Origin of the sequence: Nocardia canadensis, assembly GCF_032656385.1 — a bacterium.
GTDB lineage: Bacteria > Actinomycetota > Actinomycetes > Mycobacteriales > Mycobacteriaceae > Nocardia > Nocardia canadensis.
Genome location: NZ_JAVCWB010000002.1, coordinates 69,354 through 83,392, shown reverse-complemented (window position 1 = coordinate 83,392; position 14,039 = coordinate 69,354). Strand labels below are relative to the sequence as shown.

The 14,039-nt window shown below is 69.6% G+C and carries 13 protein-coding genes; 8 read left to right on the top strand and 5 right to left on the bottom strand.

The window, feature by feature from the left end:
• Positions 1–97 precede the first annotated feature (97 nt).
• The 3 genes from Q7X29_RS03650 (at position 98) to Q7X29_RS03640 (ending at position 4,470) form a co-directional block, all read left to right on the top strand.
• Positions 98–1,477: an ABC1 kinase family protein gene (locus tag Q7X29_RS03650; protein WP_255587321.1), complete on the top strand. Its 1,380-nt coding sequence runs from the start codon at positions 98–100 to the stop codon at positions 1,475–1,477.
• Positions 1,478–1,590: 113 nt separating this feature from the next.
• Positions 1,591–3,147, top strand: a complete 1,557-nt coding sequence (locus Q7X29_RS03645) for an alkaline phosphatase D family protein (protein WP_316573301.1) — start codon at positions 1,591–1,593, stop codon at positions 3,145–3,147.
• Positions 3,148–3,198: 51 nt separating this feature from the next.
• Positions 3,199–4,470, top strand: coding sequence for an FAD-binding oxidoreductase (locus Q7X29_RS03640; RefSeq protein WP_218717128.1), 1,272 nt, complete (start codon positions 3,199–3,201; stop codon positions 4,468–4,470).
• Between the two features lie 76 nt (positions 4,471–4,546).
• Here the strand turns inward: Q7X29_RS03640 and Q7X29_RS03635 are convergent, their stop codons facing one another.
• Positions 4,547–4,963 (bottom strand): cytochrome c oxidase subunit 4, encoded by a 417-nt coding sequence (locus Q7X29_RS03635; protein WP_218717129.1) that lies wholly within the window; start codon positions 4,961–4,963, stop codon positions 4,547–4,549.
• A gap of 10 nt (positions 4,964–4,973) precedes the next feature.
• On the bottom strand, positions 4,974–6,095 hold the full coding sequence (gene ctaC, locus Q7X29_RS03630; protein ID WP_218717130.1) for an aa3-type cytochrome oxidase subunit II: 1,122 nt from the start codon (positions 6,093–6,095) through the stop codon (positions 4,974–4,976).
• Positions 6,096–6,448: 353 nt separating this feature from the next.
• Here ctaC and asnB point away from each other — a divergent pair, with 353 nt between their 5' ends.
• A complete protein-coding gene (gene asnB / locus Q7X29_RS03625; protein ID WP_316573300.1) occupies positions 6,449–8,419 on the top strand; it encodes an asparagine synthase (glutamine-hydrolyzing) in 1,971 nt (656 codons plus the stop codon).
• Positions 8,420–8,479: 60 nt separating this feature from the next.
• On the opposite strand, the gene Q7X29_RS03620 is transcribed toward asnB, so the two are convergent.
• Together Q7X29_RS03620 and erpA are read right to left on the bottom strand one after the other, a co-directional pair.
• The gene (locus tag Q7X29_RS03620) at positions 8,480–9,469 is read right to left on the bottom strand and encodes a carbohydrate kinase family protein (RefSeq protein WP_255587322.1); all 990 of its coding nucleotides are present in this window, start codon (positions 9,467–9,469) and stop codon (positions 8,480–8,482) included.
• A 303-nt stretch (positions 9,470–9,772) separates the two neighbouring features.
• Positions 9,773–10,129, bottom strand: coding sequence for an iron-sulfur cluster insertion protein ErpA (erpA, locus tag Q7X29_RS03615; RefSeq protein WP_067496006.1), 357 nt, complete (start codon positions 10,127–10,129; stop codon positions 9,773–9,775).
• A 258-nt stretch (positions 10,130–10,387) separates the two neighbouring features.
• Between erpA and Q7X29_RS03610 the strand changes: the two genes are divergently transcribed.
• On the top strand, positions 10,388–11,047 hold the full coding sequence (locus Q7X29_RS03610) for a DUF3043 domain-containing protein (protein WP_218717133.1): 660 nt from the start codon (positions 10,388–10,390) through the stop codon (positions 11,045–11,047).
• A gap of 52 nt (positions 11,048–11,099) precedes the next feature.
• Here Q7X29_RS03610 and Q7X29_RS03605 read toward each other — a convergent pair whose 3' ends face one another.
• A complete protein-coding gene (locus Q7X29_RS03605) occupies positions 11,100–11,267 on the bottom strand; it encodes a hypothetical protein (protein WP_316573299.1) in 168 nt (55 codons plus the stop codon).
• Between the two features lie 86 nt (positions 11,268–11,353).
• On the opposite strand from Q7X29_RS03605, the gene Q7X29_RS03600 reads away from it, so the two are divergent.
• The 3 genes from Q7X29_RS03600 (at position 11,354) to Q7X29_RS03590 (ending at position 14,007) form a co-directional block, all read left to right on the top strand.
• Positions 11,354–12,334 (top strand): helix-turn-helix domain-containing protein, encoded by a 981-nt coding sequence (locus tag Q7X29_RS03600; protein WP_316573298.1) that lies wholly within the window; start codon positions 11,354–11,356, stop codon positions 12,332–12,334.
• Between the two features lie 142 nt (positions 12,335–12,476).
• A complete protein-coding gene (locus Q7X29_RS03595; RefSeq protein WP_316573297.1) occupies positions 12,477–13,457 on the top strand; it encodes an alpha/beta hydrolase in 981 nt (326 codons plus the stop codon).
• Positions 13,458–13,473: 16 nt separating this feature from the next.
• Entirely contained in the window at positions 13,474–14,007 is a 534-nt protein-coding gene (locus Q7X29_RS03590) for a bifunctional adenosylcobinamide kinase/adenosylcobinamide-phosphate guanylyltransferase (RefSeq protein WP_218717136.1), read from the top strand.
• Positions 14,008–14,039 lie beyond the last annotated feature (32 nt).

The following is a 14,039-nucleotide window of genomic DNA, read 5'->3' as shown; positions in this document are numbered from 1 at the left end:
GCCGACCCGCTACGCGCCGCCCACCCCGGTTGATAACCTGCACAGAACACGACGCCGGGCAGGCGTCGACTCATTCCGGCGGGGCAGTGAGGTGGACATGGTCGGGCGCGATCCCGAGGGCAGGGTGATGCCGTTCGCCCGCTCCGCTACGGATTCGCGGATCGGCCATCCCCCCACCGGCAAGGTCGTGCGCGGCGCCCGGCTGGCGGCGGTCCCGGTCGCCTACGCCGGCCGCCGCATCGCCGGGTTCGGCAAGAAGGCGATCGGGCGGGTGCCCGCGGACGTCGACCGCGACATCCGAGCCCGCACCGCCGAGCATCTGTTCCAGGTGCTCGGCGAGCTCAAGGGCTGCGTGGCCAAGCTGGGTCAGCTGCTCGGCCTGCTCGAACTGGGCCTGGCTCCCGATCTGGCCGAGCCGTTCCGGCAGGCGCTGGCGCGGCTGCACGACTCGGCGCCCGCCATGCTGCCCGCCGCCGTGCACAGCGAACTCGCGACGCAGCTCGGCCCCGACTGGCGTTCGCTGTTCCTGGAATTCGACGACCGCGCCGCCGCGGCGGCCTCGGTCGGCCAGGTCCATCGCGCCCGCTGGCACGACGGCACCCCGGTCGCGGTCAAGGTCATGTACCCCGGTGCGCGTCGGGCGGTCCTGGCCGATCTGCAGGCCCTGCGCGGCGCCACACCGCTGTTCACGGCGCTGCTGCCCGGCGCGGACACCCGCCCGGTGATCGAGGCGCTGTGCGAGGAGATCAACGCCGAACTCGACTACGCCCGCGAGGCGGCCAACCAGCGGGTGTTCGCGGCCGCCTTCGCCGACGATCCCGATGTGGTGGTGAGCCGGGTGATCGCCCAGCGCGGCGACGTCCTGGTCACCGAATGGCTCGACGGTGTCCCGCTGTCACGGTTGATCGTCCGGGGCGAGGCGGCCGAGCTCGACCGGCTCGGCGTGCTGATCCTGCGATTCCTGTTCTCCGCGCCCGCCCGCGCCGGTCTGGTCTACGGCGACCCACATCCCGGCAACTTCCTGCGGATGCCCGACGGCCGCTTGGGCGTGGTCGACTTCGGCGCGTGCACGCCGTGGCCCGCCGCCTTCCTCGATGTCGCCGGCGACGTCGGCGCCGCGGTGATCGCCGACTCCCCCGCCGATCTCGAGGCCGCCATCCGCCGCCACGGTTTCGTCGCCCCGGGCCGTGACCTCGACATCGCCACCGTGGCCGCCCGCCTGCGCCCTGTGCGCGAGGCCTTGCTGGCCCCCACCTACCCGCTCTCCGCCGACTGGTTGCGCACCCAGGTCCGCCTCGCCACCGACCTGCGCCTGTCGAACGTGTTGCGCCAGTTGACGATGCCGCCCGGCCACACCCCCATCCTGCGATCCTTCCTCGGCGGTGTCGCCGTCCTGTGCCAGCTCCAGACCGAGGTCCCGCTGCGCGCCGAGTGCACCCGCTGGTACCCGGAGACCGCCGCCGCCGCGGGCTTGTAGGTCAGCGGGCGGCTTAGCGCGGCGGAGACCGTTAGCCATCCGTACGACACCGTTCATGTGGCGTTGCCGCGCGCGCGTCCCGGTGTTCCGTCCGGCGATGCACCGTGAGGCCCATGGCTCGATCGGATTTCGCGATGTCCCGGCGCACCCTGTTGCGCGCCACCGCCCTCGGTCTGGTGACCACGCCCGCGCTGGCCGCGTGCGCTGACGGTGACGGCCCCGGCCTGGTGCGGGCCAGGCCCACACTGACCCACGGCATCGCCGTCGGCGACCCGCGCAGCGACGGCGCGCTCATCTGGGCGCGCTCGGACCGGCCCGCGACCCTGGTCGTGGAGACCGCGGCGACCGAGAAGTTCGGCGACGTCAAGCGTTTCACCGGTCCGCTGCTCACCCCGGCCACCGACGGCACCGGCCGGGTGCGCGTCAACGGCCTGCCCGCCGGTCAGCTCGTGCACTACCGGGTGCGTCTGGAGGGCGAGGACGGCGCGAGCTCGGAAACCCTCACGGGCGTCTTCCGCACGGCTCCGACCGCACCCGCCGACATCAGCCTGCTGTGGTCCGGTGACGTGGCGGGCCAGGGCTTCGGCATCAATCCCGACCTGGGCGGCATGCAGGTCTTCTCCGCCATGGCCGCCCGCGACCCGCATCTGTTCCTGCATTCCGGCGACTGCATCTACGCCGACAACGCGCTGAAGGAATCGGTGACGCTGCCCGACGGCCGGGTCTGGAAGAACATCACCGCCGAGGCCAAGAACGCGCCCGCCGAGACCCTCGACCAGTTCCGTGGCAACTACGCCTACAACCTCACCGACGACAACTACCGCCGCTTCAACGCCGCCGTCGCGCAGGTGGTGCAGTGGGACGACCACGAGACCACCAACAACTGGTACCCCGGCGGCACCGTGGCCGCCGACAAGGGCTACACCGAGCGCAGCATGGACACCCTGGCCGCGCGCTCCTGGCAGGCCTTCCACGAGTGGATGCCGTTGGAGCCCGCGGAAGCCGTCGACGGCCGCCTGTACCGCAAGATCTCCTACGGTCCGCTGCTGGAGGTCTTCGTGCTGGACATGCGCGCCTACAAGGACGCCAACGGCGCCAACACCGCACCGCGCGGCACCGTCTTGGGCGCCGCCCAGACCGAATGGCTCATCGCCGGCCTGCGCGATTCGAAGGCCACCTGGAAGATCGTCGCCGCCGATCTGCCGCTGGGCCTGATCGTCCCCGACGGCAAGACCGCCTTCGAGGGCCCGGCCAACGCCGCCGGCGGCGCGCCGAGCGGCCGCGAGACCGAGATCGCCCAGGTGCTCACGGCGATCAAGGCGAACAAGGTCGCCGACGTCGTCTGGCTCACCGCCGACGTGCACTACACGGCGGCGCACCACTATTCGCCCGCCCGCGCCGCCTTCCCCGATTTCGACGAGTTCTGGGAGTTCGTCTCCGGTCCCCTCAACGCCGGGGCGTTCGGGCCGAACGAGCTCGATCCCACCTTCGGACCGGAGGCGGTGTTCGTGCACGCGCCGCCCGCGCCGAACACCTCGCCGCTGGACGCGCAGTACCAGCATTTCGGCGAGGTCCGCATCGACGGACGCTCCGGCGAGCTGACCGTGAACCTGTGCGACGCGACCGGGAAAGTCCTGTTCACGAAGCAACTCGCGCCTACGCGGAAGTAGGTCCGAGGTACCGTGCGCAAGAATCGCCGAGCTGTGGTTAGCTATGCGGTCATGGGCACGCCGCACTCCGTCATCTCCGAAGAATATCTCCCCCGGGACACCGCGGATGTCGTTCGCACTGTACGTGATTCGCGCGATCGTTCGGAACGGTTGACGGTTCGCGGCGGCGAGCAGACCGAAGAGTCCTATGGGCTGGCCGATCAGCGCGCGGTGCTCTCGCTGCGCAAGATGAACTCGGTGCTCGACATCAACCTGGGCAGGCGGACGGTCCGGGTGCAGGCGGGCGCCAAGCTCTCCGAGATCGACCGCCGCCTCGGCGCGCACGGTCTCGGGCTGCCGGTGGTCGGCGACCATCGCGACATCACCGCGGGCGGCTTCGCCTCCGTCGGTGGCGTCAGTACCGCCTCGCACCGCTACGGCATGTTCATCGATCAGATCGTCGACCTGGAGTACGTCGACCCCGACGGCCGGATCGGCACCTGCGGGCGCGGCCACCACACCGAGCGGTTCCATCGCATCCTCGGCGCGGGCGGCCGGGCGGGCATCATCACCGCGCTGACCCTCGACGTCGTCGAGGTGGACAAGGACCACACCTGGCTCACCACCGACGCCGACCGGTTCCTCGACTTCGATTCCTTCGTCGAGCACGCCACCACCGAGATCACCAATCCGGGCAGCGCGGCGCTGCAGGTCGGCCGTTGGGTCGACACCGCCCCGCTGAAGGTGGCCCGCCCGGTCGGCACCGGCCAGGTGACCCTCGGCGCCGTCCGCTTCGGCCAGTGGTCGAGCCTGTACCCCACCGCCCCCACCCGCGGCCTGCGGGCGCGGCGCGAGGTCGGCACCCGCACCCGCAAGTCACTGGGCGCCATCGCCTCCGCGGCGGGCGGGCGCGCGGGCATGCCGGTCCGCAACGCGGCGGCGGGCGCGCTGATGTTCGCGCCGAAGGTGCTCACCATGCGCGACGCGGAGTACCTGGCCGATACCGTGATCAGCTCCTCCGAGCGCGGCCCGGCCTACCGGGTCGGCGTGTTCGCCCCGCTGGCCAACTACGGCTCGGTGTTCTACGGCCTGCACGACCTGTTCTCCAACCACCGGGAACGCACCGGCTGCTTCACCGTCATCTCCGCGATGACCTACGGCGTGCGCTCGGCGTACCTGCGCGCCGAGGCGGCCGCCCGCGGCCTGTCCCCTGCCGACTACGGCCTGATCACCTTCACCTGCCGCCTGCGCCCCTCCGCGCTGCCGTCGGAGCAGCTGCGCGAGATCGTCTCCGGCATCGACGACATCTGCCGCTCGGAGCAGGCGCTGCGCTACAGCGTCTAGCCCCATCCGCCCAGACAAGGGAAGGGCCCCACCGGAATCCGGTGGGGCCCTTCCCTTGTGTCTGTGTAGCTGTCGCTCAGTGCTTCTCGGCGCCGAGGTAGTACTCGAACACCAGGCCGGCGGCGGCACCCAGCACGCACACCACGCCCAGGGCGATCAGCCACATCTGGAAGAACGCCAGACCCAGCGCGGTCACCGAACCGGCGGCGGCCAGGGTGATGGGCCAGAAGCTGCCGGGCGAGAAGAAGCCCAGGTCACCGGCGCCGTCGACGATCTCGGCCTCCTCGTAGTCCTCGGGCCGCAGGTCGATGCGGCGCGCGACGAACCGGAAGTAGGTGCCGATGATCAGCGACAGGCCCGCGGTCAGCACGATCGCGGTGGTACCGGCCCATTCGATGCCGGTGCGCGACTGAGCGGTGAAGAAGCCGTAGACGATGCCCACCAGGATGAAGAACGCCGTGAGCAGTTCGAAGATCCGTGCTTCGATCCTCATATCAGAATCCTCACTTGCTCTCGTTCACCGAAGCGCTCTTGATGTCACGCTTGGTGTTGAAGGGGTACGTGGAGGTGGCCACCGGCGACTCGCCGATCGACTCGAGCGCCTCACCGTTGGTCTTGCCGTCGATGCGCGCCTGCATGTACTTGGCGTACTTCTCCGGCGAGACCGCGCGGACCTCGAAGTTCATCATCGAGTGGTAGGTGCCGCACATCTCGGCGCAGCGGCCGACGAACGCGCCTTCCTTCTCGATCTCGGAGATCTGGAAGACGTTGTCGGACTGGTTTTCCTTCGGGTTCGGCATCACGTCGCGCTTGAACATGAACTCCGGCACCCAGAAGGCGTGGATCACGTCGGCGGCGGCGAGCTGGAACTCGATGCGCTTGCCGGTCGGCAGCACCAGGACCGGGATCTCGGTGCTGGAGCCGATGGTCTCGACCTTGTCGTAGTGCAGGTACGAGAGGATGTCGTTGGCCGGCTTGCCGTGCAACGGACCCGGCTGCGGGTGACCCTCTTCGTTCTTGCGCTCCTCGTACTGTGCCAGCTGCTCTTCGTTCGCCAGCTCACGCTCGGAGTCGATGCCGTTCCAGGTCAGCCCACCGACGTTGTTGACGTTGCGGTAGCCGAACTTCCAGTTCCACTGGAAGGCGGTCACGTCGACGGTGACATCCGGGTTGTCCGTCTTCTCGTGCACGTAGTTCTGCACGACCACGGTGAAGTAGAACAGCACCGCGATGATCACGAACGGGATCGCCGTGTAGGTCAGCTCCAGCGACACGTTGTAGCCCGTCTGGCGCGGGAACTCCGGGGAGTCCTTGCGCTTGCGGTGCATGATGACGGTCCAGAAGGTCAGACCCCAGACCAGCACGCCCATGGCGAGCGCGGCCAGCACGGACCAGGTCCACAGCTCCCGCATCCGGGTGGCCTGCGGCGTGATGCCCGAGGGCCAGCCGAACCGCAGCCATACATTGTCGATCGAGCAGCCCGAGACGAGGACGGCAGTGATCCCCAAGGACACCGCCAGCCCGGCCCGTCGAAGGATGCGGCCCTGCCGACCCCGAACGGGTCGTGCCCCGATCTCTTCGCTCGCCTTGTGCGCCACGCTCACGCCTTCCTGGTCGCTACACATTCCGACACATTGCGTCGTCCGGGCCGCGATCCGCCCGTTCCGACACCGCTTTCAAGCACGTTTCAGGCCGCCCTCGAGTATTGCCGCTGTGACGCCTGCACACCTGAGAAGGACCTGAGTACTACGCAGCGTAGACCAAAGCGGGCGCTGTCTTGTCGCGGGGTCGTGTTCGACACTCCGCTGTGACCGCACCGGAGGCGGCGACCTGCGGTTTGCCGTCCGCGGCGGGTCGCGGGCACCGCGGCGACGGGTTGGGCGCGGCGCGTCGCCCGGGTGTGCGGCATACTCGGACACAGCGTTTCGGCCCGAGGAGCGGCCACCCCATCATCGAACGAGAGAAGGTTGCCGACACCGTGTGCGGACTGCTCGGATTCCTGACAGCTGATCCGGCGACGACCGAGGTGGTCGATCAGGTGTACGACGCGCTGCACTGCCAGCGGCACCGCGGCCCCGATGAAAAGGGAACCTGGCACGGCGTCGCCTCGGAGCGGGGGCCCCTCGACGATCACATGATCTTCGGCTTCAACCGGCTCTCCATCATCGATATCGAGCACTCGCACCAGCCGCTGCGCTGGGGCCCCGCGGACAACCCGCAGCGCTACGCGATGACGTTCAACGGCGAGATCTACAACTACCTGGAACTGCGCGAGCAGCTGGCCGCCGAGCACGGCGCCGAGTTCCCCGACGGCAAGATCTTCGCCACCGACGGTGACGGCGAGTCCATCGTGGCCGCCTTCCACTTCTGGGGCCCCGAGGCCGTGCGCAAGCTGCGCGGCATGTTCGCCTTCGCGATCTGGGACACCGAGACCCAGGAGTTGTTCCTGGCGCGCGACCCGTTCGGCATCAAGCCGCTGTTCTACGCGACCGGCCCCGGCGGCACCGCCTTCGCCAGCGAGAAGAAGAGCGTCCTGGAACTGCTCGGCCCGCTCGGGCTCTCCGACGAACTGGATCCGCGCGCGCTCGAGCACTACACGGTGCTGCAGTACGTGCCCGAGCCCGAGTCGCTGCACCGCAACATCCGCCGCCTCGAATCCGGCACCTACGCCACCGTGAAGGTCGGGCAGGCGCCGACGACCACCCGCTACTTCCGCCCCGACTTCCGGGTCCGCCCGTTCGCCGAGGGCGCCGAGCGGGCCCGCTACGCCGAGATCGCCGCGGCGCTCGAGGACTCCGTCGCCAAGCACATGCGCGCCGATGTCACCGTCGGGTCGTTCCTGTCCGGCGGCATCGACTCCACCGCCATCGCGGCGCTGGCCATGCGGCACAACCCGAAGCTCATCACCTTCACCACCGGCTTCGAGCGCGAGGGCTACTCCGAGGTCGACGTGGCCGCCGAGAGCGCCGAGCTGATCGGCGCGCGCCACATCGTCAAGGTGGTCTCCCCCGCCGAGTTCGCCGCCGCGATCCCCGAGATCGTCTGGTACCTCGACGACCCGGTCGCCGACCCGGCCCTGGTGCCGCTGTACTTCGTGGCCAAGGAGGCCCGCAAGCACGTCAAGGTGGTGCTCTCCGGCGAGGGCGCCGACGAGCTGTTCGGCGGCTACACCATCTACCGGGAGCCGTTGTCGCTCAAGCCGTTCGAGTACCTGCCCGCCGGGCTGCGCAAGCTCGTCGGCAAGCTCGGCGACAAGATGCCCGACGGCAGGCGCGGCAAGTCGCTGCTGCAGCGCGGGTCGCTCACCCTCGAGGACCGCTACTACGGCAACGCCCGCAGCTTCAACGACGCGCAGCTGCGCTCGGTGCTGCGTGAGTTCCGGCCCGAGTGGACCCACCAGGACGTCACCGCGCCGATCTACGCCCAGTCCGCGGGCTGGGACCCGGTGGCCCGGATGCAGCACCTGGACCTGTTCACCTGGCTGCGCGGCGACATCCTGGTCAAGGCCGACAAGATGACCATGGCCAACTCGCTGGAGCTGCGGGTGCCGTTCCTGGACAACGAGGTGATGCGCGTCGCCCAGGGGCTGCCCTACGACCAGAAGATCACCAAGGAGACCTCGAAGTACGCGCTGCGTCAGGCCTTGGACGGGATCGTGCCCGACCACGTCCTGCACCGCGCCAAGCTCGGCTTCCCGGTCCCGCTGCGGCACTGGCTGCGCGGCACCGAGCTCTACGACTGGGCCCAGACCCAGATCGCCGAGTCCCAGACCGACCACCTGATCGACAAGGCCGCGGTGCTGCAGATGCTGCGCGACCACAAGGCCGGGGTGTCCGACCACAGCCGCCGCCTGTGGACCCTGCTCGTGTTCATGGTCTGGCACGGCATCTTCGTCGAGGACCGGATCAAGCCGGAGATCCAGGAACCGGTCTACCCGGTCTCGCTGTAGTCCCCCGCGACGCGCGAACGCCCCCTCGATCGACAGATCGAGGGGGCGTTCGGTTTTCGGTTACAGCAGGACCGACAGCTCGTCGGCGGCGTCGGCGCCGTAGGCCTTGGTGAGGCGTTCGACGGCCTCGTCCCGGTTGAGGGTCCATTCCTGGGTGCCGGTGGTCTCCAGGACCAGCACGGCGATCAGGGAGCCGAGCTGGGCGGCGCGCTCCAGGCTCAGGCCGGCGCGGTGAGCGGTGAGGAAGCCGGCGCGGAAGCCGTCGCCGACACCGGTCGGGTCGACCTTGGACACCTCGGGCACCACGCCGACACGCACCTCGGTGCCGTCGGCGTCGACGACGAGCACGCCCTCCGAACCCAGGGTGGTCACCCGGATGCCGACCTTGGCGGCGATCTGCTCCTCGGTCAGGCCGGTCTTCTGCAGCAGCAGGCCCCACTCGTACTTGTTGGTGAACAGGTAGGCCGCGCCGTCGACCAGCTCGGCGGCCTGCTCACCGTCGAGGCGGGCCAGCTGCTGGGACGGGTCGGCGGCGAAGGCGATGCGCTGGGCCTTGGCCTGGCGGGTGTGCGCGACCATCGCCTCGGGGTCGTTCGCGCCGACCAGCACCAGGTCGACATCGTGCGCGTCGGCGATGGCGGCGACATCGATATCGCGCGCCTCGCTCATCGCGCCCGGGTAGAACGAGGCGATCTGCGCCATCGCCTCGTCGGTCGTACAGACGAACCGCGCGGTGTGCGCCGTGCTCGACACGTGCACCGCCGAGCAGTCGACACCGTTGGACTCGAGCCACTGCCGGTACTCGGCGAAGTCGGCGCCCACCGCGCCGACCAGCACGGGCCGCTGCTTGAGCAGACCCATCGCGTAGGCGATGTTGCCCGCCACGCCGCCCCGGCGGATCTGCAGGTCGTCGACGAGGAAACTCAGGGACACATGGTCGAGCTGATCGGCGAGCAGCACGTCGGCGAACTTGCCGGGAAAACGCATGAGGTGGTCGGTGGCGATGGATGCGGACACAGCAACAGACACGAGGCGAGGCCCCTTCGACATTAGGCGCGGGAACAGAAAAGCCCGAGATCACCAGATCCCGGACTTCAACGGTAGCAAGCGCCACACCCCCTGGGGTTCACCTCCGCGCTACGGTTTTCGGCCGCCCCGCGACCGAGGGGCGATACGTCACGGCGAAGCCGGAGTATCGCCCCTCGGTCGCGGGGTTACGAGGCCGAAAACCCGCGGCGCCAGCCGCCAATCGACACTGCCGAAAACCCGCGGCGCCAGCCGCCAATCGACACTGCCGAAAACCCGCGGCGCCAGCCGCCAATCGACACTGCCGAAAACCCGCGGCGCCAGCCGCTAGTTGAAACTGTCGCCGCAGGCGCAGGAGCCGGTGGCGTTCGGGTTGTCGATCGTGAAGCCCTGCTTCTCGATGGTGTCGACGAAGTCGATCGAGGCGCCCTGGATGTAGGGGGCGCTCATGCGGTCGACGGCGAGCTTCACGCCGGAGAACTCGACGACGATGTCACCGTCGAGGACGCGGTCGTCGAAGAAGAGCTGGTAGCGCAGGCCGGCACAGCCACCCGGCTGGACGGCGATGCGCAGGGCGAGGTCGTCGCGACCTTCCTGGTCGAGCAGCGCCTTCGCCTTGGCGGCGGCAGCGTCGGTCAGCGTCGCACCGTGGGTCTCGGTGGCGGTCTCGTTCTGCACAGTCATGGACACTCCTAAGTCGGCCGGCCCGCGTAACGGACCTCAGGTGCACAGCGCACGACTGATTTCAACACCATCGCGGCGGCTGCTATTCCTATTTTGCCACCCCCGCCACGCAGCGTGGATTCGACCTGGGTGGTTCACCCCACAGTACGCGTCGCGTCGGCGTGACCCAGCTCGCACTCCGGGCGCCGATGAGACCGGGCGCACCGCTCGGCGGACCGCATTTCCCGATGCTCGGCACTATCGAATAGCCTGGTGAACGTGAAATTGTTCCGTCGCGACGAGTCCAGCACCATCGACGAGTCCGTCGACCCCTCGGTGCCGGATGTCGAACAGACCGCCACCGCACCCGCCTCCACCACCCCGGGCAAGGGTCGCCCGACCCCGAAAAGGCGTGAGGCCGAAGGCAAACGGCGCGGCCCGGTGGCGCCCGCCCCGATGACCGCCAAGGAAGCCCGCGCCCGCCGCAAGGCCGCGAAGGGCTCCAAGGAAGACCGCAAGGCCGCCGCAGCCGACCGCCGCGCCGCCGTGCAGGACCGCCGCGCCCGGATGCTGGCCGGCGAGGACAAGTACCTGCTGCCCCGCGATCAGGGCCCGGTACGCGCCTATGTGCGCGATCTGGTCGACGCCCGCCGCAACCTGGTCGGCCTGTTCATGCCGATGGCGCTGGTGCTGATCCTGTCGATGTTCGTCGCCCCCGGGCTGCAGACCATCGTGACGCTGGCGATGCTGGTGATGATGGTGTTCATGATCATCGAGGGCTTCGTGCTCGGCAAGATCGTGAACAACCGGGTGATCGAGCGCTACCCCGACACCACCGACACCGGCTTCAAGCTGGGCTGGTACGCCTTCGTGCGCGCCTCGCAGATCCGCAAGATGCGCGCCCCCAAGCCGCGGGTCGGCCCCGGCGACGCCGTCTGAGTTCGCCCTCACGAATGCCGTTCCACCCGCGGGTGGGGCGGCATTCGCGCGTTCAGTGATGCCCGGGGCGGATGTCGGTGGCATAGCCGGCGATGGCGGCCAGTTCGGCGTCGATGCGCTGGGCGTCGCGGTCGACGACGCCGGTCGAGCCGGCGGTCCCGCGCCCGATGAGGACGGCGAGTCCGATGATGGTGGCGAGGACGATCGAAAAAGTAACCATGGCAGAAATTTTGCGCTCGTCAGTTTTCAGCCGAAAGTGGCGGTACTGTCATTGTGCGTAAAAATCCGGCCAGATAGCATGGGGTGATGCTGTCCAAGGTCTCGGTCGTCCTCAACGACAAACTCGCCATGTTCGAATTCGGCGTCGTCTGTGAGGTTTTCGGGCTCGACCGCACCGCCGACGGTCTGCCCGGCTTCGACTTCAAGGTCTGCGGGGCCACCCCCGGCAAGCCGCTGCGCTCCACCACGCCGGGCGTCTCGGTGACGCCCGAGTACGGCCTCGACGAGCTGGTGCACGCCGACCTCGTCGCCATCCCGGCCTTTCCCTTCACCGTCGGCCACAGCTACGACGAGCGGGTCGTCGAGGCGGTCCGGGCGGCCTCGGACGCGGGCGCGATCGTGCTGACCGTGTGCTCCGGCGCCTTCCTGGCCGGCGCGGCCGGGCTGCTGGACGGGCGCAAATGCACCACGCACTGGCGCTACGTCGACATCCTGGCCGCCCAGTTCCCCGACGCGACCGTCGACCCGGACGTGCTGTTCGTCGACGAGGGCAACCTGATCACCAGCGCGGGCACCGCGGCGGGCATCGACGCCTGCCTGCACCTGGTGCGCCGCGAGATCGGCACCGCCGCGGCCAACGGCATCGCCCGCCGGATGGTCGTGCCGCCCCAGCGCGACGGCGGCCAGCGCCAATTCATCGAGCAGCCGGTGCCCGAATGCCGCTCCGAGGGCCTGTCGACCACGCTGACCTGGCTCACCGAGAACCTGGCGCACCCGCATACCGTCGACGAGCTGGCCGCCCGATCCAGCATGTCCACCCGCACCTTCGCCCGCCGCTTCGCCGCCGAGACCGGCACCACCCCGGTCAAGTGGCTCACCACCCAGCGCGTCCTGTTCGCCAAGCACCTGCTCGAGGCCACCGACATGCCGCTCGAACGCATCGCCGACCAGTCCGGCTTCGGCTCCGGCGCACTGCTGCGCCACCACTTCCAGCGCCAGGTCGGCATCGCCCCCACCGAATACCGCCGCCGCTTCGGCGGCCCTACCCGCGAGCCCGCCTCCTCGTAGGGGGGGCGAGCGCGCGCCGTGTGGCGCGATCCGGTCTCGCGCCGCCGATCCCTTGGCGAACAGCACAGTTCTCCACCCGGTCGGCCTGTAGACCCTCAGCATCGCCTTGACTGTCCCGCGCGCTCATCGACAGGCTGGTCTGGTGCTTCATGCTGGGTGGGGAAATCTTCGGACGCTGACAAGAGCGCTCTCGGTCGTCACGACGGCCGTGGTCCTGTCGTCGATCGGCTTGTCGACGGCCACCGCCGGACCGCTCGCCGCACCGGTAACGCGCACTCCCGCAGGCGGTTTCGAGGAGCTGCTGGTCCCGTCGAGCATGGGGCCGGTGCGGGTGCAGGTGCAGTGGGCCGCGCGCGGTGGCAGCTCGGCGCTGTATCTGCTCGACGGGCTGCGCGCGCCGTCCGATCACAGCCAGTGGACCACCGACACCGACGTGCTGCGCCGATTCGCCGGTGACGACGTCACCTTGGTGTTCCCGGTCGGCGGGCACTCGAGCTTCTACACCGACTGGTACCGCCCGAGCAGCACCAATCGGCAGGCCACGACCTACCGGTGGGAGACCTTCCTCACCCGCGAACTGCCGGACTTCTTGGCCGGATACGGCGTCTCGCGCACCGACAACGCGATCGTCGGCGTCTCCATGGGTGGCAATGCCGCGCTGACCCTGGCCGCCCATCATCGTGACCAGTTCCGGTTCGCCGGATCGTTCTCCGGCTTCCTCAACCCGGCCTACCCGCTGTGGAATCAGGCCATGCGCGCGGCCATGCTCGACGAGGGCGGGTTCAATATCGACGACATGTGGGGCGCCGCGGGCGATCCCGCCTGGAGCCGCAACGACGCCACCGTCCAGGCCGAACGGCTGCGCGGGCTGCCGATCTACGTCACCACCGGCAACGGCGTCCCCGGCCCGCTGGATCTGCCCAACGGCGTCGGCGACACCGTCAACGCGGCGGGCATCGAGGCGTTCGCGGTGATCGCGGCCAGTATCTTCCGCGACCGGACCGCGGCCCTCGGCATTCCCGCACGGGTCGATTTCGGCACCGGCACCCACACCTGGCCGTACTGGCAGCAGTCGATCACCACCGCCCGGCCGATGATCCTCGACGCACTCGGCGTCGGCTGATTGCTACCGTGCTGGCATGCCAGCCAGCGCCCCGACCCGCACCCTCGTCCTCGGCGGCGCCCGCTCCGGCAAGTCCGCGTTCGCCGAGAACCTGCTGGCCGAGGCGACCACCGTGCGCTATCTCGCCACGGCCGTGCTGGATCCGGCCGACGAGGATTTCGCCGCCCGGATCGCCGGACACCGCGACCGGCGGCCCGCGCACTGGACGACCGTCGAGAACACCGAGCCCGCAACGGTTCTCACCACCGCGGCGCCCGCGACCCTGCTCGACGACATCGGCACCTGGCTCACCGCCCGCCTCGACGCCCGCGCCGCCTGGGACGCCCCGCGCGGCACCGTCGCCCCCGACTGCGACGCGCTCGTCGCGGCCGTCGAGTCCTACCGGCAGCGGCTGGTGATCGTCTCGCCCGAGGTCGGGCTGGGTGTCATCCCGGCGACCCGCTCCGGGCGGTTGTTCCGCGACGAGATCGGCGCGCTCAACCAGCACCTGGCCCGGGTGTGCGACGAGGCGTTCCTGATAGTGGCCGGGCTGCCGGTCCGGCTGAAATGAGCCGGGTCGGTCGGCGCGACGCACCGTGATCC

Excerpts from the sequence above, each read along its gene's own strand:
- Q7X29_RS03650 (WP_255587321.1), top strand. The coding sequence starts at position 98 with ATGGTCGGGCGCGATCCCGAGGGCAGGGTGATGCCGTTCGCCCGCTCC.
- Q7X29_RS03645 (WP_316573301.1), top strand. The coding sequence starts at position 1,591 with ATGGCTCGATCGGATTTCGCGATGTCCCGGCGCACCCTGTTGCGCGCC.
- Q7X29_RS03640 (WP_218717128.1), top strand. The coding sequence starts at position 3,199 with ATGGGCACGCCGCACTCCGTCATCTCCGAAGAATATCTCCCCCGGGAC.
- Q7X29_RS03635 (WP_218717129.1), bottom strand. The coding sequence starts at position 4,963 with ATGAGGATCGAAGCACGGATCTTCGAACTGCTCACGGCGTTCTTCATC.
- ctaC (WP_218717130.1), bottom strand. The coding sequence starts at position 6,095 with ATGTGTAGCGACCAGGAAGGCGTGAGCGTGGCGCACAAGGCGAGCGAA.
- Q7X29_RS03620 (WP_255587322.1), bottom strand. The coding sequence starts at position 9,469 with ATGTCGAAGGGGCCTCGCCTCGTGTCTGTTGCTGTGTCCGCATCCATC.
- erpA (WP_067496006.1), bottom strand. The coding sequence starts at position 10,129 with ATGACTGTGCAGAACGAGACCGCCACCGAGACCCACGGTGCGACGCTG.
- Q7X29_RS03605 (WP_316573299.1), bottom strand. The coding sequence starts at position 11,267 with ATGGTTACTTTTTCGATCGTCCTCGCCACCATCATCGGACTCGCCGTC.
- Q7X29_RS03600 (WP_316573298.1), top strand. The coding sequence starts at position 11,354 with ATGCTGTCCAAGGTCTCGGTCGTCCTCAACGACAAACTCGCCATGTTC.
- Q7X29_RS03590 (WP_218717136.1), top strand. The coding sequence starts at position 13,474 with ATGCCAGCCAGCGCCCCGACCCGCACCCTCGTCCTCGGCGGCGCCCGC.